The following is a 26345-nucleotide window of genomic DNA, read 5'->3' as shown; positions in this document are numbered from 1 at the left end:
TCCCGGGGCGGTTCAATCTGGTTGATCCGCAGTCCTATACCAACCTCAATCGTCTCCATGAAACCTATACTTGGGCGCGTGCAAACAACCCTGTCGGGCGTGCAATGGCGGACGGACATGATCCGTTCTGGGTGGTCACGAAACACGCCGACGTCTCCATGATCTCACGAGACAATGTCTTGTTCCGCAACGGCGACTATTCTGTCGTCTGCAGGCCAAGAGCGTCGATTGAGCATGTCATTTCCACCACCGGTAGTCCAAACATCGTCCGATCGCTCGTGCACGTCGACGGCGACGAGCACAAGAGTCTACGTGCGCTGACACAGTCGTGGTTCATGCCGAACAGCATTCTCGAGCTTGACGACCGCATTCGATCGCTGGCAAATATGACGATCGCGAAGCTGTTGCATCACAGCGGGCAAGTGATCGATTTTGCGAATGACTTTGCATTGCATTTCCCACTGAACGTGATCATGGATATTCTCGGCGTTCCGCAGGAAGATTCCCTGCGCATGTTGACGCTGACTCAGGAGATGTTCGGAAGCGAGGATGCCGAATACAAGCGCGAAGTGCAGCGCCAAGGCGATGCGGGCGGTGCGATGGGCAAGGCTCTGCTGTCCATTGTGGCCGACTTCAAGGATTATTTCGACCGCCTGACCGAAGACCGCCGGAAGAACCCACGTAACGATATCGCAAGCTTGCTGGCCAACGCGGTGATCAATGGACAGCCTATCGATGAAGCGACCCGTCTCGGCTATTACGTGATCATCGCCGCAGCAGGACATGATACGGTTTCGTCGTCCATATCGGTCGCGATGTGGGCGTTGAGCCGCTTCCCTGAGCTACTGCCGCGACTACAGGCGGATCGTTCGCTGATTCCGCAGTTTATCGACGAAACCCTTCGCTACGCATCGCCGGTGCGTCATTTCATGCGTACAGCGACTGCCGACACCAACGTCCGGGGTCGGACAATCCGCAAGGGCGATTGGCTGATGCTCTGCTATGGCTCGGCAAATCGTGACGAGCAAGTCTTCCCTGAGCCGTTCGCATTCAATATCGACCGCAAACCGAACCGGCATCTCGCTTTCGGCGTCGGCGCCCACGTGTGCTTGGGTCAGCATCTCGCGAACATGGAAATGCGCATCTTGTTTGAGGAACTGGTCCCGAGGTTACGGCTTATTGAGCCGGCGGGCGAAATCGAATTCGTTGCGTCCAGCTTCGTGAGCGGCCCGAAGCATCTTCCAGTTCGTTGCGTGGTGCATCCGCATTGAGCTACCGGAGCCTGTAGTTGGAGTGAACCCTTGAGGCTCGGCCTTGACGATGAACCGAGCGTCCTCTTTCCACACCTCTGCATGCTGCGTGGGTTGTGGCGGCCGCACAGCATGGTGATAGCGGCGAGCAGTACATCAGCCAGTCGGAGGCAGCGCAGTGTAAGCGGCATTGAGCGCATCAATCTTGGCATTGCCATCGAGCAGGTCGGCAATGCGGCGCATAGCCAGGCTGGTAAGGATGCGACTAGGACACCAAGGTCAGGAGCGACTGTCACGGACAATGCTTCGATGGTGAGGGTGATCTACGACGAACAAAATTTCACCGAACGTCTTCAGTTCGGAGATGAGTGCACAGCTTGGCCTCATCGTCGGGCCAGCGCTTTGCTGTACCAACGCTTTCGGGTTCGGCCGAGGGCTACGGGGTGATGGTGACCTTTGCCTACGTCAACGCTCATGAATGGGTCGACTAACCGATGTTGTTGGCTTTTCATGCATCGCGGGCTTCGCACGTTGCACGGCTCGGTCTGCAACATCGGCGGCAAGTCTCCGCATTCACGTACTGGATGGCCTAATGATGTTCCGGCTGAACTCCTATTAGCGATCACCTGCCCCGCCAGGCCCGGTGCCCCCCGGCTCACGACTGCAACTTGGAGCATCATGCCGGGCCTGGATTCCCAATTCTCAGTTATCGAGGCGTGAAGATAGTAACGGAGTGCGCATGGCATAGATTTGGCGGTTACTCCATCCAACTCCACTCTCTGTCGGATTTGTTCAATGACCACGATATTGGCTCATCAGAAGCAAAAAGAAATTCGGCTTCCAAATGATAAAATCGGTATACGCAGTGTTGATGGGAGTATTTTTTGGATTAGCGTGCGATTCAAGCCGAGCGCAGAGTGGCGTTACGCTATATGGAGCATTAGATGTTCTCATTGATATCTCAAATCAGGGCAGAGGAACCTTAACTAAAATGTCGAATGGCGGCACGTTCGGATCGCGACTTGGCCTTATGGGTAGCGAAGTCTTCGGTGACGGTTACAAAGCTATTTTCAGACTTGAGAGTGGTTTCGCGCCTAATGCCGGCACCATACAGCAGGGCGGTGCACTTTTCGGCCGGCAAGCGTATATTGGCTTCGAAGGTCCTGAAGGGACTTTAACTTTTGGTCGTCAATACTCGCCAGAGTTTCTTGCTATGAGTGACAACGACGTTTTTTTGGGAGGCTTAGGAAGGAGCATCTGGGGCGTTGATCGCACTTTGCCTAATGGTACCGTCCAAGCTACGCTCCTTACCGAGGTCATTACGTGCCGCGTTAATAATTCCGTTCTTTACTCATCTCCGAAAATTTATGGATTCTCGGTTGGGTTGATGTACGGTCTCGGCGGTGTTGCGAAATCTACAAGTGGCGGAACAACTTTTAGCGGGGCAATCAATTACACCAATGGGCCCGCAACGTTTCATGCCGGATATGTCTATCAGAGAGACGGATTGGATCAGGGATATTACAAAGCATGGGGTGTCGGCGGTAACTATGGGATTGGGCCGGTAAGGGTGTATCTCGGATACACTAAAGATGACTATTCAATCATACCTGGCGCAGCATCGTTGAATAATTCGTTGCGGTATGCAATCGCCAATCTTGGGGCGAGCTACCAAATCACCCATTCGACCGTATTAATGGCACAAGTTATCAAATTGATTGACACCTCGAATGGAATTACTCAGTCAAAAAATTCGTACATTATAGGACTCGGTGTTTTTTATTCTCTTTTTAAAAACACCAGTATATATATCGGGTACGCACAAACAAAAAATAAAAACGGGTCCGCTTACACGTTGGGGCAAGCCCTATATTACGGGGAACCGGCATACCCCAACTCCACGGCACGCGTGTTTAGATTCGGAATGCGAACGACCTTCTAGATTAAAGTTGAAAATCGGCGGCTAATCAGTCGAGCCTGAACAATCCGGCGAGCCTTATATGGCATGGCTTTGGGGCCGAAATGGTGTCGTTGGAATTGCGGGAACCTGGCATATTGACGCGTAAATCCTGCATTTTTCGACGAGGTGCAGATGCGTCCGAAGACGCCTGTGCCGGAACAAGATTTCTCCGCCAGCCGCTGCGAGAGCAGATCGGCCTGAAGCACCCGTTGGTGCGACAGGCCGACCCTGACCAACTGTGAGGTCTGTCGGAATTCGTGGACGCCAACGGGTTAAGCAGCGGTTTTACTCAAATGGAATCGCTGCGTGAAAGCGGCCGGCGACAGATAGTCCAGACGCGCCTGTGTGCGCAGCCGGTTGTAAAAGATTTCGATGTATTCAGTGATCTCGTTGCGGGCCTGGTCGCGGGTCGCGAACTTGCGATGATAGACGAGCTCATTTTTCAGTGAGCCCCAGAATGATTCAATTGGTGCGTTATCGAAACAATTTCCGCGTCTGCTCATTGATGCCTGCATGCCGGACTGTTTGAGGAGCTTCTGATAGGCATGGTCGCAGTACTGACTGCCGCGGTCCGTATACTGAATTAGACCGGCCGGTGATAAGTGCGACGCGACGGCACGAAAAAGCGCACGCATTACCAGCTGTTTTGTCATGCGCTCGCTCATCGCATAGCCGACTACTTCTCCGTAAACAGGTCCTTGGGGCCGGCCAGATACAGCCATCCCTCATCGGTCGCGACGTAAGTGATGTCACCACGCCAGGCCTGATTCGAAGCGCTCGCACGGAAGTCCTGGTCCAGGATATCCGGCGCGACTGGCAGGTCGTGCGTTGAATTCGTCGTCGCCTTGAACTTGCGCTTTTGCTTGCAGCGCAGGCCGAGCTTCGTGCGCAAACGCATGATGGGGTGAAAACCAATCTGGACGCCGTGGTGCGCCAAATCGTTCTGTAGCCGTTCCGGGCCAAAGGTTTCTCGCGTCCGCTCGTGAGCTGCACGCACCTGTGCTTCGAGTCGACGCTTTTGCTGAGCGTGTAACGACAGCGGCCGTTTGCGCCAGGCAAACTAGCCACTGATGGACACGCCCAGGAAGCGGCACATTAAACGCACTGGATATTGCTGTCGCATCTGTTCAGTTACGCCGTACTTCACCGCGACTCCGTCGCGAAGTACATTGCGAACTTTTTTAACAGATCGCGCTCCATTTTTACTTCGGCCAATTCCCGCATGACCCGCCCCGGCTCGGCCTCAACCTCTGTCAGTGGTCTCTGATGCTGCCCAAGATTCTCCAGCTTGCCGTCCTTCGCAGCAGAACCCAGTTTGCTAACGTCTTCATCGAAATTGACAATCGACACGCGGCTTCGGACACGCCGAGGCCATCGGCTATTACCAGCTTTACTGCTTCTTCACGAAATTCCTTCGTGTACACAGCCTTGGGATTCGGTTCATCAATGCCTCCATTCCTCAATTTTACGGAATGTTGGCGTCCACTTTTTTCAACCGGCCTCACCGTCGCACGACACGATTGATGACGATCGCCGGAAGCGATGACCACGATAGACCGATTCGATGTTCTGAGTCCCGGATGTTATTCGAACCACTGAGCAACGTGACAACTCTCTTTGGACTGCGGGTGATCCGGCGTCTGAATCCGACAACGCCGCGTGAACAATTGACGCACCGCAAGGTTTGCGTATGTTCAAAGTGTTCAGCTTCTCAATTCCTCGTATGATTCACTCAGGCGGCCCGAGGTAATGTCAAACCAAGCATAGTGCTGGTCAGAATGCCATTAGGAAGAAAAGCGATCGTCATCTACGGCTTTCGTTTTCCTGCAGCGGGCATCGGCTACGCAGTACGCCGGCACCACCGCCTCAATCTTAGTCCACGGGAATTGCGCTGCACTATATCGGTTGGCCAATTCCCCTCTAACGGCGGAACAAGTTCCTATGGACATGCTAGACGTCATCGGTATTGGTATCGGACCGTTCAATCTAAGCCTCGCGGCGCTCATTCAGCCGACCGGTTTGCGAGCGCTCTTCTTTGAGAAGCGCATAAAATTCTCCTGGCATCCGGGGCTCATGCTGCCCCAAAGTCAACTCCAGGTGTCGCCGCTCAAGGATTGTGTGACCCTGGTGAATCCCACAAGCCCATATTCCTTTCTCAACTATCTCGCTGTACATCGACGCCTGTACAGTTTCGTGAATAAAGGTGGAAACAGCACGTCGCGACGTGAGTTCACCCACTATTACCAATGGGTCGCGCAATGCCTGGACACGCTTCGATTCGGCGAGGAGGTGATCGATATCAGGCCTTGCAATAAGGGCTATTGCGTGACCACTACCGCGCGCACCTATCATGCGCGCGCGGTAGTGGTCGGGGTCGGCGTCGAACCCAAGGTGCCGGCATGTGCGCGGCAGGTGGTTGGCGAGACGGTCTATCACGTAGACGACTACCTTAACCGGAAACCGTTCAGCGAAGACGAACATGTGCTGGTGGTGGGCGGCGGGCAGAGCGGCGCGGAAGTCGTCGAGCACATGCTGACCGAGTCAGGTCCCGACAAGATCACGTGGGCGACGTCGCGCGCCAATCTGTTTGCGATGGACGACAACGCATTTGTCAATGAAGCATACATGCCCAGTTATAGCCAACGCTTTCACACGCTGCCGATCCAGCAGCGCCGGGCCATTGTCGAAAGCGAAAAGCTCACCAGCGACGGCATCTCCGCCAGCCTGTGCAACCGCCTCTATGAAGCGTTGTACGAACGCAGCGTCCGTGGCACGCTAGCCGACTGCTTTCGTCTGTTGCCTTCGGTGACGATGGACGAGATCACCCGCCGCAGCGGTCGCTGGCATATCGGGTTGACCTCGCTCGTCACGTCGCAGCGCAACGGCATAAGCGCGGACAGAATCATCCTGGCAACCGGTTTTCAGCCGCGCCATTTGCCATTCGTTCAGAAGCTGCTCGACGGCGCAAGCCGTGAAGACGGTCTGCCAACGCTCGATCCCGATTACGCCGTGCGCTTCGATGCGCCAATGCCCGGTCCCGTGTATCTGCAAAACCAAAGCCGCGTGCAGCATGGCCTGCAAAGCGTCAATCTTTCGCTGGTGGCGTACAGGAACAGCCGCATCATCAACAGTCTGCTAGGTCGTGCGTTCTATCCGGATGTTCCGGACCGGCAACTGCTCGACAGCCTTGAGGATCAGGAGACTGAAGCAGGATCGGTACTGTGCGACGCGCCTCAGGCCTCGCGTCAACCGGCAGTGGCGTAAGCGCATGACTGGCTCCTCCATTTATCTATCGACTGGCGAGCGTGCGATCTCACACGCCGAGCACTTGCCGGCATCCCTCCAATTACGGGCGTTCATTCCGTTTCTGTTCGCGTCACTGGTGATCGCCGCTTCGTACGGGACGAGTTTTCTCCTGCCCGAGTACCTGCAGTCCCTGGGCATGAAGAGCGATGTCGCCGGCGCCGTGATTTCGAGCGGCATGGTCTCGACCATGATCTGCTGCTGCGTGGCTGGGCGCATAGCCCAGCGTATCGGTGTCATGCCGACCATCGCGCTGGCCTCGCTCGTCATGGCAGGCAGCATGCTCTGCTTCGCCGCTGCGCCAATGGACATTCGTGCCGTCTATGCAGGCGGTTTGCTGTTGGGCGCTGGGTGGTCCGTGTTCTTCATAATCGCGCCGCTGCAAATCATCCATCATCTGTGCCCCAACGCGCGTATCCAGTACCTGACCTTCGTCTCCGGCACGCAAATGGCCGGCCTGGGCATGGCGGCGCCTTTGAGCCGCCTGATCGCCCAACATACCGGCTCGATCGCGCTGGCCTACCTTCTGTTCGCTGCGGCATGCGCGGTGGCGGCAGTCTGCGTCAAGCTCGCCAGCGAGGCGATGAGGGATAGGTCCTGTTTGCCGATGACGCGCGTGGCCATTACCGCGACCGACACGTTGGCCCTGCTCAGGGCACGAACAGCAGTGCCGATCGCAATGATCGCATTGGCAGCCTGTGTCTTCGCCGGGCTGGCGACTTACCAGACACCCTATGCCGTCTCGCGTAACCTCAGGCCAGACCTGTTCTTCCTGACGTTCACGATAACCAGCGTGGCACTGCGCTTGTCGCTCGCGAGAACCATGGGACGCATCAAGCCCGCGCGACTGGCGCTCGCATTGTTTTTGCTGACCGGCGCCTCGCTCGTACTGTTCCTGTTGAACCACGGCAGCACGACGCTTTATATGGTCGCTACCGCGCTGTTCGCCACGGGCTACGGACTGAGCTACTCGACCCTGAACGGCATGGCCGTGAACCTCGCCGGAGACCACGCCGTTTCGGTGCCGGTGACTTCGCAAATCTTTACGCTTGCCTATTTCATCGGTCTGTTCGGATGCCCTTCCCTATGTGGCGTTCTGATTCACGTTTTCGGCGCCGATGCAATGCTCGTCGCCCTGCTAGGCGCCGTACTCGCCAATGTCGTGCTACTCGGCGTCATGCGAATGAAGGCGCATTTCGCCGCCTGACTTCTCCTTGAAAACTCCGTTCCTTAACGAGGTGGTTCGTATGCTGAATGAAACGCAAAAATCCAAGTGGCACGAAGATGGATATCTAAAAGTAGAGGGCTTTTTCGATCCGGTCACCCGCGAAAAGATTTCTGCTCTGGTCAACGATGTCTCGCGCTGGGAAATCAGCGACAGCAAATGGATGATGTGGTTCGAGAAGACCGAGGACGACCGCAGGATCGTTTCAAAGGTAGAGAACTTTTTGGACTTCAACAACGAGCTGCGCGATCTGTTGTTGGCCGACAAGCGTATCCAGACGGCTGTCGAATCGCTTCTCGATGAAGATACCCGCATGCTCAAGGAACTGCTCATCTTCAAGTACCCGGACAGCGGCGGCTATCGTCCGCATCAGGACATCTATCACATTCCGCACAACATTCCTGAACGCATGGTGCATGCCGTGGTCGCCATCGGCATCGACGATTCCGATCCGGACAACGGCGGCCTGTTCTTCAGTCCGGGCAACCATCAGAAAGGTGTGTTTCCGATGGACGCCGGCGGCGTGATTCATCCGGAAGTGGCCGAGACGTTCAAGTGGGAACCCGTGCCCTGGAAGGCCGGCGACATCTTCGTCTTCGACGACTACGCGCCGCACTATTCGCAGCCCAACAAAAGTAACCGTTCGCGCCGCACGCTCTATCTGGTGTTCCAGCGCGCCTCAACTGGTGGCCCCACGCGTACGGAATACAACAAACTGAAGCGTGCCTACAACCCACCCGAAGGCAAGGAATCGGATATCCACGATCTGAAGCCGCCAAATGGCATTTTCTATCGCACCTAATGTAATTCACCGGAGGATGTGCGTGTACACAAAGCAGATTGACCCATCCATGATGCAGTCGGAATACGGCGTTCTTGTTTGCCGGCTGCTCGAACATCTGCCCGCTGGCCTGACAACAGCGTTCGGCACGTCGATTGTTGAGGTCGTGCCGGCGGGCGCTGTCAATCTGCACTCCCATTCCGAGCATGAACTGTGGGTACTCGTTTCAGGCAAGGGAGTCTTCGAGGTGAATGGTCAGGCGCGGCCAGTCGCAGATTCAACGCTGCTCTATATCGAGCCGAATCAGGAGCACGCGATTCGCAATGCCGATCCGGCGGCGAGCCTGAAATTTCTATCGATATGGTGGGACTAACGTGAACACACGCACTTTTTTCGTTTGCCCCGCACCGCCCTGCCCGAACGGCAAGCTGCATCTCGGCCATATCGGCGGGGTCTATCTGCTCACCGATCTTTTCGTTCGCTTTCAACGCATGAGAGGTCACCGCGCCTACCACGTCACAGGTGCGGACGAGCACGGCACCTATATGGTAGTGAAGGCGCGCAAGCTCGGTCGTCCGATTGACGAAGTCGCGCAGTTGCATATTGACGAGATAATGGATTGCTTGCGGGCAATGCACATCGAGCCCGATGTCTTCATCAGAACAACGGACGCTACGCACAAGCAGAACAGTCTGAAGATCTTTCGCGAGCTGGAAGCTGCAGGCTACATTGATGTGCGTGATGGCCATCAACTCTACTGCGAAAACTGTGACGAGTTCGTGGCCGATTCGCTTGCCGTCGGCCTCTGCCCCGCGTGCGATGCGTCCACCGACAGCAACTTGTGCGAAAACTGCGGTTTGGCGCAACAGCACTCGAAGTTGCGAGCGCCAGTCCACACGTCGTGCGGCAAACCGCTATCGCTTCGCCCCATCGAACAGGCGGTTTTCGACATCCCTCGCATGGCAGCCATGCTTGACGATGCGATCAAGGGGAGTGAATGGGATCAAACGATCCAGCGTAAAGCGCGTGCATGGTTGCGTGACGAATTGCGGCCGCTGCCTATGTCGCGCATTTTCGACCGGGGTGTGACACTTGAAGCACCCGCGAAGATTGCGGGGCAAACGTTGATGACGTGGTTCGAAGGGCTTTGGTGTTTCGAGACGGGGATCCGCTTGCAGTGCGCGCGCGACGAGGTCAACTACGACACCGTGATGCGCGACCCCGATACACGCCTCCTGTTTTTCATGGGCCAGGATAACCGCTTCTACTACACCATCGGCGTGACTGGCAGCCTGCTTGCGCGCGGCTACCCGCTTCCGGCAAATCATTCGATCCAGGACTTCTATAAATTGGAGGGCGAGAAATTCTCGACCAGCCGCGACCATGCACTCTGGGCAGATGAAGTATCCCGGCAGGTCGACCCGAGTGTGTTGCGCTATGCGCTCGCTCGGATTGCCAAGCCGTTCGGCACCAACAATAACGATTTCCAGATCGGCGAACTGATCCGGTCGGCTTCGCACATCCTTGCGTGGGAAAGCGCCCTCCGCCGCGATTCACTGCACTCGGCGAATGTCGATGGAAGCGGTCTTACGCCGGCGCACGACGACATAGTCCAACGTTATATCACCGCGATGGACCAGGTACGCTTCTGGAACGCCCTCGATCTGATTGACGAATACTTCGTCGCGACGGGCTTCGGCACGAGCCCGGAAACGTGGCGGCCGGTGCACGTATCCGTCTTTCTGAGCATGCTCCATCCCGTGATGCCAGTGCTGGCCGAACGCTATGGAAACGTGTTCTTTGGCGAGAATTGGACACCGGCACTCGGCGCAAACGCCACGCTATTGGCTACGCCTCCCAGAGCAACGGCCGAATTTCCGCCGTTCGGAATGCCGATTGCCGACTCGTTCATCCGCCAATATCAATCGCGCTTCCAGCGCGCCGTCGATGCCGCGTAACCAACGATGGAGCCAGGCATGTCGATGCGCAGTCGCACTTCGCTCAGTTATGGGGTATTCGACTACACCTCAGGCAAGGACACAGTCAACTTCGCCTATGGGCTTCCCGATCCTTTGACGTTCGGCCGCCTGCAATGGCCGGACCCGCTTTCCGTCGAGACGGGCGTCAGCATCTCCGACCTACCGCAGTACACCGACGCCTATGGCCTTCCCGAACTGCGCGGACAGCTTGGCCAAAGGTACCGGATGGCGCGTGGCAATGTCATTCTGACGAACGGCGCTTCACAAGCCCTGCAACTGCTCGCCGATGCTTTTATCGACCCGGGAGACGTCGTGCTGACCGAGGACCCGTCCTATCTCGGCGCGTTGCGCATTTTCTCTATTGCGGGCGCGACGGTGGTTCAAGTAGGTGCGGATTCCTCGGGTGTCGACCTCGATCTGCTCGAACAAGCATTGCAGCACGCAAAGGGGCGAGCCAAGTTGTACTACACCACTCCGGCGTTCCACAATCCGACTGGACGATACTTTGCACACCGGCATATGGTCGAGGTGGAGGCTCTACTGTCCCGCAACGGCGTGGGGCTGGTGCAGGATCTGGTTTATAGCGAGTTGCCCTATGATGGCGCGTCACCCGAGATTCTGCAGGCGGGTGGCAACATCATCAATGTGCATAGCTTCTCCAAAATCTCAGGCCCCGGGCTTCGCGTAGGCTGGGTGCTGGCCGAGCCGGAAATTGTCGACCGCCTAGCCCACCTGAAATGCGATGGAGGTGTGAGTCCCATTGTCAGCAATATGGCGCTCGCCTTATTGCAGTCGTCGTCATTGGACGCTCACGTCGAACACCTAAGGACGCACTACCGGAGCAAGCGCGACGCAATGCATCGGCTGTTACAGGCCTGCCGATTCTGCAAACCGGATTACGAGATTCCGAGTGGTGGATTTTCGTTCTGGGTCTCGCTTGCCGAAGGCGTCGATTCCGCCGAATTGGTCGGCGAGGTGCGCCGGAAGCACAATGTGAAACTCGTCGATGGAAAGCACCATGGACCGAGCGGTGCAGCCCGTGTACGCTTAAGCTTCAGTTATCTCCAGCCGCGTTTGATCGAGCGCGGCTTGGCTCAGATAGACGACGCGCATGCGAGCCTTCTGACATCGACGCGCTTTAAGCGGCGTGGCTAGAGAATGCCAAGTACTACGGATAGTCGGTGCGAGATGTACAAGCGTAGGCCGAGCGAAGTCATCCACTGCGCCGCCCTCTACCGCAAACAACTCCACGGACGCTTTTCGGCATGGCACTACGTCACTGATTTCGCTCAGGATCCGTCCGTTATATAGGCAGACACCCCCTTCGCGCGTGTCTCGGAACCAGTCAATTCCTGTGCGTTCTGTGCGATCAGCACGTCATCGCTCTGCAGCCGATATCAACATCAAGACCTACCCGATGTAAACGGTATGGGATTCCGACCAAAATCGAAACAGGAGAGCAAGTGAGGAAACTGCTGATCGTGTCGATCGCCGTCGTGCTGATAGGCTATCTCTGCATCCAGCAGTATCGCGATTCAACGAGTACTGGATCGCTTTGGTGGTGTCCGATTTCGCTGAGAGTGTGAGAAGCGTCGCCTCGAACCCACCGCTTCATGTCATCAAGCAGCGCAACGGCGTGTGCCTGGCGGATGCGCCGTCGCTCTTCGGGCGGCTTGCCTCGAATGTGCTCTTCGATGCGATAGAGTGCGCCAATACTGCGTACATGCGCGCGCAAGCCTTTCGCCGTTGGGAATTTGTGCAACAGCCGGTTGCATAAACACCGTGCTCGCACGCTGCCACACTTCTCGACAAGCTAGACGGCGCAGCTCGGCGACTCTGGTATTCCCCCGCCTGAGATAGCGGGAATGTCCTGCCCCGGCGTGTCTACCGTCCAGAATAATCAGTAAGCGCCCAGGAGGCGATCCAGCGCGGCCGTGATCCGGTCACGGTGTTCGACAAGCGAACCGGTCTTCGGCCCCAGTTCGCTTAAGGGCACGGCCGCGACAAACGCCGGATGCAGGATGCACCGGATGCCGCCGATATCGAATGATGGCGAGAAGTCCGCCGGGAGCTTCCCGGGCGGAAAAGCATCAGCCTGAATCAGCGGTACGACGACGCGGGTCGACAGACCGTCTAGAAAGTCGCTTTGCACGTCGACAAGATACGGTGTACTGGCGCGGCCTCTACCGCTGTTGGCATAGACGTCGAATCGCGCCATCAGAACATCCGGTATTGCGCCAAGGGAAGTCCGTTCTCTTCGACCCACTGGTTCGTGTGCCTGATGAACTCGGCGTGTTCCTCAGCCCAGCGACGGCCTTCTTCGACCTGAATCGCCTCGCGCAAGGCCTGCTCGCAGGTGCGGGAAAAGTTGATGCCGAGACTTCTCGCCCGTTCATACACATCCACGGGCAGCGTGACATTCGTCGCCTTGCGCGCCCCGCCTGTTGCTGCATGTGCCATGGTGAATTCTCCGTGCGAACAATGCGCATGTTTATCCACATAATAACCCACATCTGGCAGTTGGTGCCGTCGCGTCGAGAAGGCTGCGGTCATATGCGCAGGCAAGCCCTCCCTTTCGTGTTAGCGCCGATGTAAAAATGACCCATGTTCGGTGCGGACTCGATCATGTACGTCACCATCATCCGGTGGGATGCGAAGTATGCGGTTCTAGCGACATCGGTGACAGTCGAACTCAGCTATGCGCTGAAGAGTGGCACCACCGCAGAAACTCTGTGGACCCACAGACAAACCATGGTCTACTCGCCGCAAGCCGCGAACGCAGGTAACAAACGTTCCTTTGGCTCAGCAGGCAAACGCGATCTCGGTCAACAAAGCCGGACAGGGCTTGCCGGCCGGCCCTTACGACGGTCAGTACAGGTCTGACGGCGCAAGCTTCTGAGTCGGTCGCGGCAGTTCGAGATCGAATGTTCCCGCGAAAGAAAACGCGGGAACAATTGCCAGGGGGCGACAACCGCTACCCTCTCCCGCCGCAGATGCGATACATCCGCGAAGTTGTTGCGGGACGACCTAACCCATGACGCCGTTGTCCTAAGTCGCGTCAAACACGGTGCCGGTATGCAGAGAAAGCAAGGTGCGTCTCCGGCGGTTGAGTGGCCGCTTAGCGGGGCGGATGCCACTGCTATGTGGCCGGTTACCGGTCGGGTCGAATGACGCCTCTTGGCCGAACCCGGAAGTACGCGACTTCGCCAGTTCCCTCTTTATTCCACCCTGCTGTCGTCCGCCGTAGAGGCTTATTCGCCGTAGACGCTTATTAGGCGAAGTTTACAGCTTCGCGTCCCCCTCGTGGCCGATGCCCCGACTCCCCCCAGGCCGCTGAACGACGCGGCGGATCCGTAGCCGGCGCAATCACGATCACACGCCGCACTTAGAAACGACTTCTACATGCTTGTGATGGAAGGCGCGCCCGGCACGCGTCCCTCCGAACTGTCGCTGATTGAGCGGCCTCACGTGTGCCTCTCTATGCACGTCAAAAGCGCTATCCTCGATAGCTACAATGCGTAGCATGCCCGCTCTTCTGCTCATCACGTGGATTTCTGATCGATCTAAGCAAAGATATGGAGTGAGATGCGATGGCAAATCTGCTTGAATCGAATCCGGCTCCGGGCGCACCTGGCAATCCGCTGAACTGGAGCCGCGCGGACAAAGACGCCGTCGGAACGGCGTACTCGCTGTCGAGCCAGGTCTGGTACACGACAGCAGGCGGCATCCTCACGGAAATCTACTTCCCGGATGTCGACACCCCTCGGGTACGAGACTTCCAGCTGATCATTACCGACGGGTCGACCTTCTATCACGACGCGCAGAAGGACTTCGACCATCGATGCGAATGGCCGGAGCCGCCCGCCTTATCCTGCCGGCTCACATCCCAGGCGAAAGGGCAACCCTACACCGTCGTGCAGGACGTGATCGCCGAGAAGGGTTCGGCCTGCGTGCTGGTTCGCACGACCCTGCAGGGGGACCAGGATTTCCTTAACAAACTGCACGTCTATGCCTTGTTGACGCCTCACATGGCGGGATACGGCGCTGGCAACACCGCGCATCGCGTCAGCACCGCAAATGGCGATCGCCTGGTCGCGACGCGTGACCATTACTGGCTCGCGCTGGGCGCCGACTGCGGCTTCGGCACGACGGGTTGCGGCTTCGTGGGAGTGAACGATGGCTGGACCGACATCATCGCAAACAAGCGCTTGCCGGCCTGGAACTACGACGCAGCAAAGGACGGATACGTCGCCGTGACGGCAGAGATCAACCGCGCAGGGCAGAATCAATTCGTTCTGGCACTGGCGTTTTGCGTCGACGAACCGACTCCGATTACGCAGAGCACGCCCAACAAGGCGCTGACCGCCGTATCCGAGGCGCTGGCCTACCCCTTCGACGGACCCGCCGACCCATACAGCCACAAGCAAGCGTTCATCCAGGGCTGGAACGACGCTGTTCGCGACCCGTTCGAGCCCAAGGCGAACATTACGGGCGATGGCAATACGCTTTTCAACATGAGCCGCAACGTGTTGCTCGCGCATGAGGACAAGACGGCCGACGGCGCACTGGTGGCTTCATTGAGCATCCCGTGGGGACAGACGATGCGGGACCTCGCTGCCGGCTACCACATGGTCTGGCCGCGTGACATGTGCCAAAGCGCACTCGCGCTGCTGGCCGCGGGCGCGCAGGATGCGCCCCTACGCGGGCTGATGTTTCTCGCTGCGTCGCAATTGGCGGATGGTAGCTTTCCGCAAAAGTTTTTCATTGACGGCGAGCCTTGGCGGGACAATGCCTCGCAGCTCGACGAATATTCCTTTCCAATCATTCTGGCCTATCACTTGAGCGAAGCCGGTCTGCTGCGTCAGTTCGATCCCACCGGCATGGTGCTGGCCGCAGCAGGCGCATTGATCAAAAACGGCCCCATGACTCAGCAGGAACGATGGGAAGAACTCGAAGGATACTCCCCTTCGACACTGGCATCGAACATCGCGGCGCTAGTCTGTGCGGCTACTAAATGGGCGGACGCCAGCACCGCCCAGTTCCTGCTCGAATACGCGGATTTTCTGGAATCGCATCTAGAGACATGGTGCGTCGCTGCGGAAGGCTCACCGGTTCCGGGCGTGACGCAGCACTACATTCGAATCTTGCCGACGCACGTCAATGGCGTCTTCAATTTTCCAGAAAATCCAGATACCGCCCAAGTAACCGTCTGGAAGAAAGACTACAACGCAAACACCATCGTGGACGCGGGTTTTCTCGAACTGGTGCGCTATGGCATTCGCGCCGCGAACGATCCGATCATCGTCAACTCGGTCAAGGTAGTCGATGCAGTAATCAGAAAAATTCTGCCGCAGGGGCCTGCCTTTTACCGATACAACCACGACGGTTATGGTCAAGGCAATCTCGGCGAGGACTGGTACGACGGCGCTACCTTCGGCGTTGGTCGACCGTGGCCGCTGCTCACTGGCGAACGCGGTCATTACGAATTGGCCGCTGGTGGCGACGCCACATCCTACATCCGCGCTCTCGAGGCGTTCGCCGGAACGCGCGGTCTGCTTCCCGAGCAAGTGTGGGATCTGCCCGATCTGGCAGACCCGCCCTTCGTCACTGGCGGGCCGACTGGCTCTGCCATGCCGCTCGCGTGGGCCCACGCCGAATACATCAAGCTCGTTCGCTCCGCTTCGGACGGTCAGGTCTTTAACCACCTGAAAGTCGTCGCCGATCGTTATCAGTCTCAGCCCGGCCAGGCGCCGCGCGCTCGCAGCAATATCGAAATCTGGAACTTCAACCACCCGCTGCCGTCGATTCCGGCCGCCACGACAATTCGGATCCCTTTGGCTGCGCCTTTCCGCCTGCGCTGGACGATCGACGACTGGGCCACGTCGGAGGACAGCGAAGCCACCGCAACGGCGCTCGGCATCTACTACGTCGATCTGGTCACGCAAGCAGCCCAGGCCGGTTCATCGCTTGCATTCACCTTCTTCTGGACCTCGAGTCAGACGTGGCAAGGGCAGAATTTTTCCGTCGCCCTCCAATCCTAAGCGATGCGTCGCCAACGGCAGACAATTGCGTCTGTCATGGAGAAACACACGACTTCATCTAAGCCGTCCATGAACTCCATGACGCTGGAGAACCGCACGTAGGTACGCGGGTCATCGAACTGTTTGATATTCCCTTTGACGAGCAGCGGGCCCCACCCAAGAGGGCTCGGTGGTGTCGAGGCCCAGATAGAACGCGCCGATGTGGTCTCCGCCCAGGAGCACAGCGCTCATTCGCCGAGTAACTTTGCCGGACATACTCCGCCGCGCATCCGGTCGCCCATAGCCCACCGAACGACTGACGCGTGGAACGGGTGAACGACGCGGTGACGCTCAGGCGCGCAATCAATTAGGCCAGCGCGGTCCAAATGCTTAAGTTACCGGGAGGGGATTCAAAAATCCCCGTCGGCTCAGCAATGGCCAATTGTGCGCGGTTATTCCTGATCGCAATGCACCTTGAAGTGCGTTAGCACGGCGGCCCCAAACGCATTGCTTATCGCAACATCGGCGGCGTCGCGACCGTATGCCATCAAAACGCGCCCGATGCGCGGTGCGTTGTTACGCGGATCGAAGGTTTGCCAGCTACCCCCTACGTAGGCCTCAAACCATGCCGCGAAATCCATCGGCGCTGCGACGGGGGGCAAACCGACATCGCTGATATAACCGGTGCAGTAGCGAGCCGGAATATTCATGGCGCGGCATAGCGTGATGCCCAGATGGGCGAAGTCCCGGCAAACGCCCCTTCGTTCGCGGTAAACGTCCGCTGCGGTTTTGGTCGGCCGCGCGTGCAGGTAATCAAATGCGATATGCCGGTGCACGAAGTCGCAGATTGCGAGAACAGTCTCGCGGCCCGGCGCGCACTGTCCAAAAACCTTCCACGCGACGTCGACCATCAAATCGGTTTCACAATAGCGGCTACCCAATAGGAAAACGAGCGTATCGTCGGGCAACTGCTCGACTGGATGGCCCCAACCGTCTTTCGGACGCGTTTCCATCGCATTTGGCACATTCAGAAGCGCGGTCGTGCTCAAGCCAACACGCCCGGCGGGCGCGACTATCCGCGTGCACAGGTTGCCGAACAAGTCGCGGTACTGCCTCGTCGCCACCGGCGGATCGGTAACGAGCAGATCTGCCTCGACAATATCCTTTGCATGCGAAAAGTGCGTGTTCAGCATCAGCATCATCGGCGTCGGTTGTGAGCACTCGTACGACAGTTCGTATCCGACGCGAAGCTTCATATATTTATCCTGTTCGTCTGATCCCGGAGGTTGGGGCTGACAACTCAAAGGCGTGCGGCCCGAGACAGCCACAACAGATGATCCCACGACGCCGGGCGTCACGCTCGCATTCAAAAACAATCGCCGCTACCTGGCCTGAGCGGCCCTATGGTCTGTTGAAATGAAATGAACGCCGTCTCCCGGTGAGAGATTGGGCCTGACGCCAATGCTCTCAACGGCGACGACCGTCGTGCGTGCGACGTCGAACGCAGCTAGTGACCGTACTCGGCGGGACGAGTGAGTGTGTCGAGGCGGCGAAACAGGAATGGAATCAGCCAGTCGGGCCAAGCAGCAGGTCGATTGCGGCTTGACCGGCGACTTCCCCAACCAGGTAGGCCCATCGTTCAGTAAAGGGGCCGTTGCGCAGCGCGATCCGGCCCCCCCGCGCGCCGAGCACTTCGAGGTTGGTACCGCCTTTGATCTGGACAGTCACGTTGAACGTGTCCTCCGCAGCCGGAGTCAACTCGACGTGAATCTCGAAGCCACGATAGGTGATCATTCGTTGCATGAAAGGCTCCATGTCGTTATCGGAGACTAACACGCGAACGTTGCATGGTTCATACGGCTACAGGCGCTGATCCCGTACGAGGTCGGTAACCGGCGTCGTAATTCTGCTTGCAGAGGCGTTCGAGACGGCAATTGCCTATTGGTTGAACTGTGCCCCCAGTACTGATGGTCCTGACAGACGTGCCGAGCGTCGGGAAGGGACCGGGTGCCGCGAGATGCGTTCTTTCCGGCTGCACCAGATGCTTCAAGATTCCCTGACCCTTCGACCGTGAGCCGCTGGTACCTGAATTCGCAATTCCCGACTTTCGCTTGCCCCGTGAAGGGCGGCTTGCGGCACCCCGATAATGGATTGTAGAAAAGTATGCGTTCGCAATTGACGACGTCGCCCGGACATTCTGGCCTGTGCTGGTGCTTGGCAACACCTCGGCGTTCACCCTAGCCCTACTTTCATTGGGGAGGACCGTCCTGTCAATCCTGATCTATCATCAGGGCTGTCCGCCGGCGAGCGGACCGCTCCCCTGACTTCGCTCGAACTTCATGCCTGTGTGCTGCACATCGTGGGGCCGGGAACCTTGTTCATGCGCTTCCCAGACTTTGCGAGTACCGCGTCCGACAAGCACATGGTTTGCCGTGTCCCTTGACCGAGAGGGCGAGTCAGCGCTTCGACTTGCCGTTCAAAGGGGAAAAACCGAATGAAGAATCTCCTTGCGAACGATGGCTGGCGGGGGATGCACGCAACCAGAACGACCAACGGGATCGTTCAATCGCGCTCCGTTGCCGCGATCCTGTTCGCCGGCGCTATCAGCATAGCGATCGCGACCTGGGTATGCTTTCGCCTGGGAGCCGGCGTCGCGGTAGTTGGGTTCGTCTACCTGATCGAGGTCTTGCTGGTGTCACTGATGGGCAGCCTCGTTTCATCGGTAGCTATCTCGGTGATCGCTGTTGGTTGCCTCAACTTTTTCTTTACACAGCCACTATTTACCTTCCGTGTAGATGCCCAGCAGGACATCGTAGTGTTGACCGCCTTTTTTGTGACATCGTTCGTCGTCACCTTTCTCGTGCATAGGACTCGCCAACTGGCAGCGGTCCATCGTGAGCAGGCACAGCTTCTCGACCTTACCCACGACAGCGTGGTAGCTCTCGATATGAACGATGTAATTACCTACTGGAACAGCGGCGCGGAAGCGCTTTATGGGTGGAAGAAACACGAGGCGCTCGGCCACGTTGCCGACCGTCTGCTTCACACGCGTTTTCCTGCAGCACTCGAGGACATCAAAAAAACTTTGATTGAAACGGGCCGTTGGGAAGGCGAGATCGTCAATACCCGGCGCGACGGGTCGGAAGCCGCAGTGGCCAGCCGTTGGGCCCTGGTGCGAGACGAACAGGGGCGACCGATCGCGACCCTCGAAACGGGCACCGACATCACCGAGCGCAAGCGGGTCGAAGAGGCGCTGCAACAGGTGTCTCGTTTGACGTCGATCGGCGAATTGGGCGCGTCGGTGGCCCACGAAATCGCCCAGCCTCTCGCAGCGGTCGCCACCCATGGTGCCGCGTGCCTGCGATGGATTGACCGGGACGTACCCGACCTTGAAAAAGTGCGAGCCTCCGTGCAACGCATACTTACTGATGTACAACGCGCGACCGAGATCGTCAGGCGCGTCCGCATGCTCGCCAAGCGGATTGCCCCTGAGATGACGCGACTGGAAATCAACGAGCTGATCAGTGACGTCATGGTACTGCTCCAGCGCGAGGTCTTGAAGCACAATGTAGCCCTGCGCGCGACGCTTGCTTCGAAACTGCCGGCGGTGCTTGGCGATCGGATCCAACTGGCACAAGTCGTCACGAATCTGATTACAAACGGTATCCAGGCAATGAGCACGATCGAAGACCGGCCGCGCGAACTGACGATCAAGTCGTGGCGCAGCGACGACGGCTATGTGATCGTCTCGGTGCAAGATTCCGGGACAGGAATTGACCTGCGGCACGCCGATCGGCTATTCGAACCGTTCTTCACTACGAAGCCCGAAGGTATGGGTGTGGGGCTTTCTATTTGCCGTTCGATTATCGATGCCCATGGTGGGCGGGTTTGGGCAGAGAACAATCCCGGATACGGCGCGACTTTTCAGTTCACTATTCCCGTGATCGGCGATAGCGGATCGGGGGAATAAAGCGACCTGCTGCCGCCGCACGCTGCCCGATCGGCAACCGACCGCTATGGCCGATGATGGGTCCAACAAAATGTTGGACGAAACGTCCCTTAACTGAGCGAAGCGGATCTTCGAATGTCCGCCCGGATCGCTGAGCGAACGACAGTTGATGGGCCGAAAGCCGCCCCAAAAGAAATATCGGCAAATCAACCTTTCTTTCGTCTTTCGATTTCTTGTTTCACACGTTCGATTTCAAGCCGTTTAGCTTCCTTTGTTCCCCATCGTGGCGCTCTGTTCTGGGTGGCTTCGGCGGCTGCACGAATGCGTGCTTTGGCAGCAAGTTGATTGGCTCTGCGTTCGTCCAGCTCCCTCATTTGGGCCGCTTGCCGTTCGGCGAAGCGTTCAGCCGCGATGGGTGTGGTTCGTTCAGGTAGTCCAGCAAGGACCACAAGCTTGTCGATATTGTCCCAGGTGCTGATCCAGCCGTCGTTGTAGGCAAACTCGCTAATCAACGGGAGGTTGAGTGCCGTGTAGATCGGGACCCAGTTTTCTTCTTCGCCCTGGCGGCGACGCACAGCGAGTTTGGGATTGAACTGGTACCGCCCGGTGGATACGCGCAGGAACAGGGATCTATTGTAGGCATAGTCTCTGTCGATTTCGTTCCTCGCCAGCACGCCAGAAAGATGCTGGCGCTTGTTGCGCTCAGGCCGCGCGATGTTAGCGGGTAAGTGTTGCCAGGCATCGAGGATGATTTGGGTCTGGAACGCGCTGTCTGTATTGCCTCGTATCTTGCTGAATCGTGCCTTGAACAATACCCACAGGGTCTGGAACAGAAAGTATTCAGACAGATGCCGGTCGATGCGGACCAAACGATCGCCCGCTCTGACATCAATGCAGGGCGGAGCCAGGCATTCATAGATTGCCGCCAGCGGGCCAGCAGCAAACTTTGCATCGCCAAATGCCTGACGCAAAGCCCAGTGCAGGGCATTGTGACCATAGTGATCGACGGCATCGCGGTCGGCACCGCGCTCCAGCAGGGCTTCCACCAGCGCCACATTTCCTGCAGCAGCTGCGGCCATCAGCGGCGTCTGGTTCATTGGCAGACGATGATCGACGCCATGCTGGTCACACTGCCTGAGGATGTCCTTGAAGCGGTTGGCGAAGAAAGGGACGTAGCTCTTGCGGGCGAAAACCGCGCGCTGCTGATCAAAGGTTCGTGCCTGCTCGAATTTCGCCTCGACTGCCAGCCACTCGGCGAGCTGCGGTTCATCGAAGCAGGTGGCATAGTCAAAGAGTTGCTGCTTGCCCTTGTTGCCCGGAGACTGCTCGCGGAAGACCTTGATCAGCAGTTCCCTGACCTTGGCCTCATCGAACACCGGCCACGGCACCGGGACCTGCTTCAAGATGGTGCGGCGGATGGCCTCCGCCTGCTCCTGCTTGCCCTGCAGTTCAAGTTTGCGTGCTTCCTTCTGCCAGTCTTCGAGCGTGGATTGCCGGGCCTCGATCCTGGTCTGGCCGACGATCAGATCCAGCAACCCGAACAGATCATGCCCTGTGTCCGACTCGATCATGTAGATGTTCTTGATGGCGCGGGTCAGCGCTACATACAGGGCATTGACGAAGAATTTATAGACTTCGAGCGACTTGTCACTCTTGTCTTTAGCGCGTTTGTAATCCAGTGTCTCGACCGCCAGATCGGTCTTGGCGATGCCCTCGACAATGTCGTTGAACTCGCCCCGGTGATCCGAGATGAAACGGTAGAGCACGATGTTCTCGTATTCGAGACCCTTGGCTTCGTGGATCGAGAACAACAGCGGCGTGGCAAAGTGCTTGCGGGCGTCGGCCTTGTCCTCATCGCGCATTACCAGGACGGCGAACTGGGCGGATTGGCGAATCTTCTGGTCCAGTTCGCGCTTGGTGGCGTCCTTGTCGGGTATCAGCGTAACCTGGCCGGTCTCGCCGCCGACGGCCTGGACCAGGAAGTTGCTCTCCCGGTCGATGGAGCCGAAGCGCCGCTGCTTGATCTTGAGCAACTGATTGGCGACGCGAGTGGCCTCCAGGCCGTTGCGAAAGTTGGCCATTAGCACGCGTAATTCCTGCCGCTCGGCCAGTTTCGGGTCCTTCCAGAACAGGCTCTTGACTTGGCTCCAGGAAAAGAAATTGGGATGGACAATCTGGTTGGAATCCCCGCAGAGCATGAAATGGCCAGGCTTCTTGATGGTTTTCAGCACGAGCGCGAGTTGCACGGTGGTGATGTCCTGCACCTCGTCAATAACCACGAAGTCGTAGCGCGGCGCAGCCAGCGCTTGCCAGTCCTGGGCGACCAGATTCAGGTCGTAGAGCTTTGCCTCGACCAGCCAGGCGCGATACTTCTCAAACAGATTGTAGAGTTGGTCGCGCCGTTCTACGGGAAAGATCGATTGACGCACCCCCAGTGCTTGATACTCGTCGCGCGACAGGACACCGCCCGACCCGGCGGCAATCACGCCGCGAATCTCCTCGAAAGCCTGGTGGGCATCGACATCCTTGAAGTTCTGCCGTATACGCGAGTACCAGCCCGCAAAGTCGCGCCAGCTAGCCTCGCGTCCTGCCGGAACGCGGATCGACTCGACAAACTCCCGGTAGGACAGAAATACGGCATCCTGAGCGCCATGCTCGAAACCGTTGGCGTAATAAAGGTCGCGGGCGCTCTGCGCCAGGAAGGCGGAGTGAGTGACGTAGAGGACCTCACCTTCGGCATGCTTGAGCTTTTCAAGCGTCAGTGCGGTCTTGCCGCTGCCAGCGCTGCCGACGACAACCAAGGGAGGTGGCTGTCGGTAAATGGTCTCCTGCGTGTCATCAAACGAGATCGGTTTGTCGAGCAGGTGAATGCCGGTACGCTCGGGATGAAGGTAGCGTAGAGCTTGCGCCTCCCTGATGGCGTCATCAGCGCTGATGTCTGGAATTTTGCTCTCGTCAATCGCCGCGCCGCGCAGGAAACGTGACTTATCGTAGGCGTGATTGGCGATCACTTCCAGCATCAGTGCGCAGACTTCATCCCCGTGGCGCACCAGCGAGAACAACAGCCGGTCGGCGTCATCCAGCTTCGCCCGGTAGAACTTGCCGTGGCTCAGATTGGCGAGCTTCTTGACTTGGGCAGCCCGGAAGTCGTGGCGGGCGATGGCCGCGGACACCTTGTCGTAGCTGGCCTTGACGCGTGAAGTGTCGAGGCCTGTGTATTCGAGAATCTTCATGAGGCGATGAGGACAAGTGCAAGAACAAGAATTCTCTCATGGCCGCCTGGCCTGCCAACCTCTATAGCAAGTTTTCCGGTCATTCATGGTGGCGAATCGAGCCGAAATCGAGGCGGGCAACCTAGCGCTAAGCCGAAGCCAGAGAAGAAGCATCCAGAATTTCGCGGGAAAAATGATCGCGGAACACAGCGACTTGTATCAATCAGCCGTCGAATTGACGCAGAGGCTGATGCTCTACCCCGAAAATAGTAGGAAGAGCGAGGCGTTTCGGAACGAAGGGGATGACAACCTCGCCAGGTTGAATGCGGCCGATGAGTACGCGTTCGACGGAGACTACATTCGCGGATGGCGCGATGCGCCGGCGCCTTGACCGCGGGGTGCGCGAGATACGTGGTGCTGGGGGCCAATGACATCTGATAGTCCGGCCTGCAGGATTTTGTGATCGCGGGTGTTGATTTCAAGGGGGAGGCTGCGTCGAATGCCGATAGTCGAAAACTCGCATCTGCAAACGGCGAAACCTGTCATTCGCGGCTGCCGAGGTGCGAATGTCCGGAAAGCAATCTGTAACTGCCTCAGAAACGCAAGCGCGTGTCAGCGCCTTCTATCGGTTGAATGAGACAGCACACGCGGAGCGGCGATACGTTACGTGCCTACGCCTGCCGCGCTGTCGGCGCCGCCGTCCGGCAGCTGTATGTAGTCGTCCTGCGAAAGGTCCCTTATTCAGGCTCCGTCGTTGGCTCCGTACGCTCCGACACATCATTCCCCTTCGCGTGCATGCACTCCAGGTACGCGAGATCGTATCTTTGCTGCACGTTCAGTTGTGCCCGCGGCACGTGGGCGTCGCTCGCGGCGCGCGTGTCGACACCGCTCGCCAGTTGCTCCCTCGCATACTGTTTGCACTGCGCATCGTCCCGCAGAAAAACGGTGAATGGCTTGTCGCGCCCCGGCTTCACGGCTACCGCCGGCCCTATGGGCTGCGACACGCATCCGGCGGCAACCGAGCAGGCCGTCACGGCGATCTTGATTCGACAAAGAATACTCACGGCGTCCGTCCCTATCCGAGGCTATCAAGACTACGCCAAGCTCGATACGCCGAGGCTGTTGGCTTACGCACCGCTGCAATGCAAGGTTGCGACGCAAACATCCCCGTCGGCGGCTGCGAACTCGGGTGCGTTATCTGGCGACTACCGCTTTGGTGGCAGCTATGCGTCGCCGCAGTCGCCGTCGCCCGTATGATCCCCGGGTTATCCGCAGCAGAAAAACGACGGGTTAACGGCGAGCGGCCCAATGTCTTAAGGGCGACGCAAATCCCGCGCGGCGTTACGATATCTGCGTTCAACCGACAGCCGATTCCTTCCGCCCGACCGCCGCCCCATGGAACTGAAGCAGATCCAGTATTTCATCGCTCTCTTCGAGGAGGGCACCGTGACCCGCGCGGCCAAGCGGCTGAACATCGCGCAGCCCGCGCTCAGCATGCAGATTTCGAAGCTCGAAGCCGAAGTGCGGCAGACACTTTTCGCGCGCGGCCCGCATGGCATGGCTCCGACCGAAGCGGCGCGGCTCATGTACCGCCTCTACACGCCGATCATGCGCGACATCAAACATGCCCGCGAGCATCTGAGCCGGCGCGATGTCATCGTGACGGGACGCGTGTCGCTCGGGATGGTGTCGTCGGAGGCGCAAAGCGTGCTGCCCGAATCGCTCGCACGGTTCGACGCCCTTTTTCCGCAAGTCGAAGTGTCCGTCGCGGACGGCTTCAGCGCGCAACTCATCGACGCCGTCGAAGCGGGCCGACTCGATGCCGCGATCATCAACAAGCCGCGCGGGCGGCTCACGCTCGACGTGGAGCCGCTGCTGGTGGAAGAAATGGTGCTGGTGACGAGCGCGGCGCACGGGCCGGATCTGCCGGAGACGATGCATCTGGTCACGCAGTCCGGTATCGAATTTGTGCTCCCCACGCGCCGCAACGGACTGCGCGGCGCGCTCGACGCCGCCTTGATGGCCGCCGACGTCGTCATTCAGCCGAAGTTCGAGATCGATCTGCTCAGCACCATCGTGCAGTTCGTCGAGCAGAGCAGCATCGCGACGATCCTGCCGCGCGTCGTGGTGCAGGCGAAGGTGGACGAAGGCCTGCTGCGGGCGCGCACGATCGACTCGCCGCCGATCGTGCGTCACATCATTCAGGTCACTCACCCGAAGCGGCCGATCGGGCCGGCCGCGCAGGCGCTCATTGCGATCATCACCGAGGAGATCCGGCGCGTGACCACTGGCGCGCGGGCTTAGTGAAAACTCAACCGCCGCTCGGGCTCATCGGCTCACGCGCGCTGCGCGACGCATCGCTGCGCGTGCCGAACAGCGTGTCGCAGATCGGGAACGTGAGGTTGAAGTTCTGCGTCGCCATAAGTTCGGGATCGTGATGCGTGACGTGCAGGCGCCGGACTGTGTTGATGAGCGGCACGCGGTCGAGAAACGGGCTGTCCGTCACATGCGAAAGCGTGTGCAGCCCTTCGTACATCAGATAGTACGCGGCCATGCAGCACATAGCGGTGCGCGGCCCATTCCGCCCAGTTGCCGAACAGAAAGAGCGGCACGACCGCGAGCCATTCCGCGAACGTCGGCGCATGAAGCTGCGCGGCGCAATAGAC

General features: G+C 58.3%; 19 protein-coding genes and 3 pseudogenes. 13 read left to right on the top strand and 9 right to left on the bottom strand.

Going from position 1 to position 26345, the window contains the following annotated elements:
• The first annotated feature begins 17 nt into the window (after positions 1-17).
• The gene (locus tag HDG32_RS27970; protein WP_184072389.1) at positions 18-1271 is read left to right on the top strand and encodes a cytochrome P450; all 1254 of its coding nucleotides are present in this window, start codon (positions 18-20) and stop codon (positions 1269-1271) included.
• A gap of 101 nt (positions 1272-1372) precedes the next feature.
• Here the strand turns inward: HDG32_RS27970 and HDG32_RS36715 are convergent.
• Positions 1373-1823, bottom strand: a pseudogene (locus tag HDG32_RS36715) (transposase); the annotation flags it as partial.
• Positions 1824-2121: 298 nt separating this feature from the next.
• On the opposite strand from HDG32_RS36715, the gene HDG32_RS27965 reads away from it, so the two are divergent.
• Positions 2122-3192 carry a porin gene (locus tag HDG32_RS27965; RefSeq protein WP_260336619.1) on the top strand — a complete coding sequence of 357 codons (1071 nt, stop codon included), beginning with the start codon at positions 2122-2124 and terminating at the stop codon, positions 3190-3192.
• Positions 3193-3482: 290 nt separating this feature from the next.
• Here the strand turns inward: HDG32_RS27965 and HDG32_RS27960 are convergent.
• Positions 3483-4654, bottom strand: a pseudogene (locus HDG32_RS27960) (IS3 family transposase).
• Positions 4655-5151: 497 nt separating this feature from the next.
• Between HDG32_RS27960 and HDG32_RS27955 the strand changes: the two are divergent.
• Genes HDG32_RS27955 through HDG32_RS27930 form a run of 6 tightly spaced genes read left to right on the top strand, consistent with a single transcriptional unit; the run spans position 5152 to position 11653 of the window.
• Positions 5152-6474 (top strand): lysine N(6)-hydroxylase/L-ornithine N(5)-oxygenase family protein, encoded by a 1323-nt coding sequence (locus HDG32_RS27955; protein WP_184072266.1) that lies wholly within the window; start codon positions 5152-5154, stop codon positions 6472-6474.
• A 4-nt stretch (positions 6475-6478) separates the two neighbouring features.
• Positions 6479-7720 (top strand): MFS transporter, encoded by a 1242-nt coding sequence (locus HDG32_RS27950; protein WP_184072264.1) that lies wholly within the window; start codon positions 6479-6481, stop codon positions 7718-7720.
• A gap of 40 nt (positions 7721-7760) precedes the next feature.
• The gene (locus tag HDG32_RS27945) at positions 7761-8540 is read left to right on the top strand and encodes a phytanoyl-CoA dioxygenase family protein (protein WP_184072262.1); all 780 of its coding nucleotides are present in this window, start codon (positions 7761-7763) and stop codon (positions 8538-8540) included.
• A 16-nt stretch (positions 8541-8556) separates the two neighbouring features.
• Positions 8557-8892, top strand: a complete 336-nt coding sequence (locus HDG32_RS27940; protein ID WP_184072387.1) for a cupin domain-containing protein — start codon at positions 8557-8559, stop codon at positions 8890-8892.
• A 1-nt stretch (position 8893) separates the two neighbouring features.
• Positions 8894-10477 (top strand): class I tRNA ligase family protein, encoded by a 1584-nt coding sequence (locus tag HDG32_RS27935; RefSeq protein WP_184072259.1) that lies wholly within the window; start codon positions 8894-8896, stop codon positions 10475-10477.
• Between the two features lie 18 nt (positions 10478-10495).
• On the top strand, positions 10496-11653 hold the full coding sequence (locus HDG32_RS27930) for a PLP-dependent aminotransferase family protein (RefSeq protein WP_184072258.1): 1158 nt from the start codon (positions 10496-10498) through the stop codon (positions 11651-11653).
• 294 nt (positions 11654-11947) lie between these two features.
• On the opposite strand, the pseudogene HDG32_RS27925 reads toward HDG32_RS27930, so the two are convergent.
• The 3 genes and pseudogenes from HDG32_RS27925 to HDG32_RS27915 form a co-directional block, all read right to left on the bottom strand.
• A pseudogene (locus HDG32_RS27925) lies at positions 11948-12221 on the bottom strand (transposase); the annotation flags it as partial.
• Between the two features lie 177 nt (positions 12222-12398).
• The gene (locus tag HDG32_RS27920) at positions 12399-12716 is read right to left on the bottom strand and encodes a CcdB family protein (RefSeq protein WP_184072256.1); all 318 of its coding nucleotides are present in this window, start codon (positions 12714-12716) and stop codon (positions 12399-12401) included.
• Entirely contained in the window at positions 12716-12958 is a 243-nt protein-coding gene (locus HDG32_RS27915; RefSeq protein WP_184072254.1) for a type II toxin-antitoxin system CcdA family antitoxin, read from the bottom strand. The genes HDG32_RS27920 and HDG32_RS27915 overlap by 1 nt, the downstream gene beginning before the upstream one ends.
• Positions 12959-13102: 144 nt before the next feature.
• On the opposite strand from HDG32_RS27915, the gene HDG32_RS27910 reads away from it, so the two are divergent.
• Both HDG32_RS27910 and HDG32_RS27905 read left to right on the top strand, forming a co-directional pair.
• On the top strand, positions 13103-13381 hold the full coding sequence (locus HDG32_RS27910) for a DUF799 domain-containing protein (protein ID WP_260336618.1): 279 nt from the start codon (positions 13103-13105) through the stop codon (positions 13379-13381).
• A gap of 707 nt (positions 13382-14088) precedes the next feature.
• Positions 14089-16539 carry a glycoside hydrolase family 15 protein gene (locus HDG32_RS27905; RefSeq protein ID WP_184072250.1) on the top strand — a complete coding sequence of 817 codons (2451 nt, stop codon included), beginning with the start codon at positions 14089-14091 and terminating at the stop codon, positions 16537-16539.
• 431 nt (positions 16540-16970) lie between these two features.
• Here the strand turns inward: HDG32_RS27905 and HDG32_RS27900 are convergent, their stop codons facing one another.
• Positions 16971-17774 (bottom strand): transglutaminase family protein, encoded by an 804-nt coding sequence (locus tag HDG32_RS27900; protein ID WP_184072247.1) that lies wholly within the window; start codon positions 17772-17774, stop codon positions 16971-16973.
• A gap of 310 nt (positions 17775-18084) precedes the next feature.
• Positions 18085-18321: a hypothetical protein gene (locus tag HDG32_RS27895; RefSeq protein WP_184072245.1), complete on the bottom strand. Its 237-nt coding sequence runs from the start codon at positions 18319-18321 to the stop codon at positions 18085-18087.
• A 691-nt stretch (positions 18322-19012) separates the two neighbouring features.
• Here HDG32_RS27895 and HDG32_RS27890 point away from each other — a divergent pair.
• Positions 19013-20488, top strand: coding sequence for a PAS domain-containing sensor histidine kinase (locus HDG32_RS27890; protein ID WP_184072243.1), 1476 nt, complete (start codon positions 19013-19015; stop codon positions 20486-20488).
• A 185-nt stretch (positions 20489-20673) separates the two neighbouring features.
• Here the strand turns inward: HDG32_RS27890 and HDG32_RS27885 are convergent, their stop codons facing one another.
• Positions 20674-23700 carry an ankyrin repeat domain-containing protein gene (locus HDG32_RS27885; protein ID WP_184072241.1) on the bottom strand — a complete coding sequence of 1009 codons (3027 nt, stop codon included), beginning with the start codon at positions 23698-23700 and terminating at the stop codon, positions 20674-20676.
• Positions 23701-23785: 85 nt separating this feature from the next.
• On the opposite strand from HDG32_RS27885, the gene HDG32_RS27880 reads away from it, so the two are divergent.
• Positions 23786-24070 carry a DUF4142 domain-containing protein gene (locus tag HDG32_RS27880; RefSeq protein ID WP_260336617.1) on the top strand — a complete coding sequence of 95 codons (285 nt, stop codon included), beginning with the start codon at positions 23786-23788 and terminating at the stop codon, positions 24068-24070.
• A gap of 1004 nt (positions 24071-25074) precedes the next feature.
• Entirely contained in the window at positions 25075-25983 is a 909-nt protein-coding gene (locus HDG32_RS27875) for a LysR family transcriptional regulator (RefSeq protein WP_090807413.1), read from the top strand.
• 7 nt (positions 25984-25990) lie between these two features.
• On the opposite strand, the gene HDG32_RS36710 is transcribed toward HDG32_RS27875, so the two are convergent.
• Entirely contained in the window at positions 25991-26233 is a 243-nt protein-coding gene (locus HDG32_RS36710; RefSeq protein ID WP_244145037.1) for a hypothetical protein, read from the bottom strand.
• Positions 26234-26345: the final 112 nt, after the last annotated feature.

Origin of the sequence: Paraburkholderia sp. CI2 (assembly GCF_014201055.1) — a bacterium.
In the GTDB taxonomy this organism is placed as follows: domain Bacteria; phylum Pseudomonadota; class Gammaproteobacteria; order Burkholderiales; family Burkholderiaceae; genus Paraburkholderia; species Paraburkholderia tuberum.
The sequence above is the reverse complement of the archived record's forward strand: the minus strand, read 5'-3'. Positions and strand labels throughout refer to the sequence as shown.

Coding starts and splice junctions, on each gene's coding strand:
- HDG32_RS27880 (WP_260336617.1), top strand. CDS start 23,786: ATGGTGGCGAATCGAGCCGAAATCGAGGCGGGCAACCTAGCGCTAAGC.
- HDG32_RS27920 (WP_184072256.1), bottom strand. CDS start 12,716: ATGGCGCGATTCGACGTCTATGCCAACAGCGGTAGAGGCCGCGCCAGT.
- HDG32_RS27930 (WP_184072258.1), top strand. CDS start 10,496: ATGTCGATGCGCAGTCGCACTTCGCTCAGTTATGGGGTATTCGACTAC.
- HDG32_RS27950 (WP_184072264.1), top strand. CDS start 6,479: ATGACTGGCTCCTCCATTTATCTATCGACTGGCGAGCGTGCGATCTCA.
- HDG32_RS27885 (WP_184072241.1), bottom strand. CDS start 23,700: ATGAAGATTCTCGAATACACAGGCCTCGACACTTCACGCGTCAAGGCC.
- HDG32_RS27965 (WP_260336619.1), top strand. CDS start 2,122: ATGGGAGTATTTTTTGGATTAGCGTGCGATTCAAGCCGAGCGCAGAGT.
- HDG32_RS27940 (WP_184072387.1), top strand. CDS start 8,557: ATGTGCGTGTACACAAAGCAGATTGACCCATCCATGATGCAGTCGGAA.
- HDG32_RS27910 (WP_260336618.1), top strand. CDS start 13,103: ATGTTCGGTGCGGACTCGATCATGTACGTCACCATCATCCGGTGGGAT.
- HDG32_RS27875 (WP_090807413.1), top strand. CDS start 25,075: ATGGAACTGAAGCAGATCCAGTATTTCATCGCTCTCTTCGAGGAGGGC.
- HDG32_RS27945 (WP_184072262.1), top strand. CDS start 7,761: ATGCTGAATGAAACGCAAAAATCCAAGTGGCACGAAGATGGATATCTA.
- HDG32_RS27915 (WP_184072254.1), bottom strand. CDS start 12,958: ATGGCACATGCAGCAACAGGCGGGGCGCGCAAGGCGACGAATGTCACG.
- HDG32_RS27895 (WP_184072245.1), bottom strand. CDS start 18,321: ATGCAACGAATGATCACCTATCGTGGCTTCGAGATTCACGTCGAGTTG.
- HDG32_RS27905 (WP_184072250.1), top strand. CDS start 14,089: ATGGCAAATCTGCTTGAATCGAATCCGGCTCCGGGCGCACCTGGCAAT.
- HDG32_RS27900 (WP_184072247.1), bottom strand. CDS start 17,774: ATGAAGCTTCGCGTCGGATACGAACTGTCGTACGAGTGCTCACAACCG.
- HDG32_RS36710 (WP_244145037.1), bottom strand. CDS start 26,233: ATGGCCGCGTACTATCTGATGTACGAAGGGCTGCACACGCTTTCGCAT.
- HDG32_RS27955 (WP_184072266.1), top strand. CDS start 5,152: ATGGACATGCTAGACGTCATCGGTATTGGTATCGGACCGTTCAATCTA.
- HDG32_RS27890 (WP_184072243.1), top strand. CDS start 19,013: ATGAAGAATCTCCTTGCGAACGATGGCTGGCGGGGGATGCACGCAACC.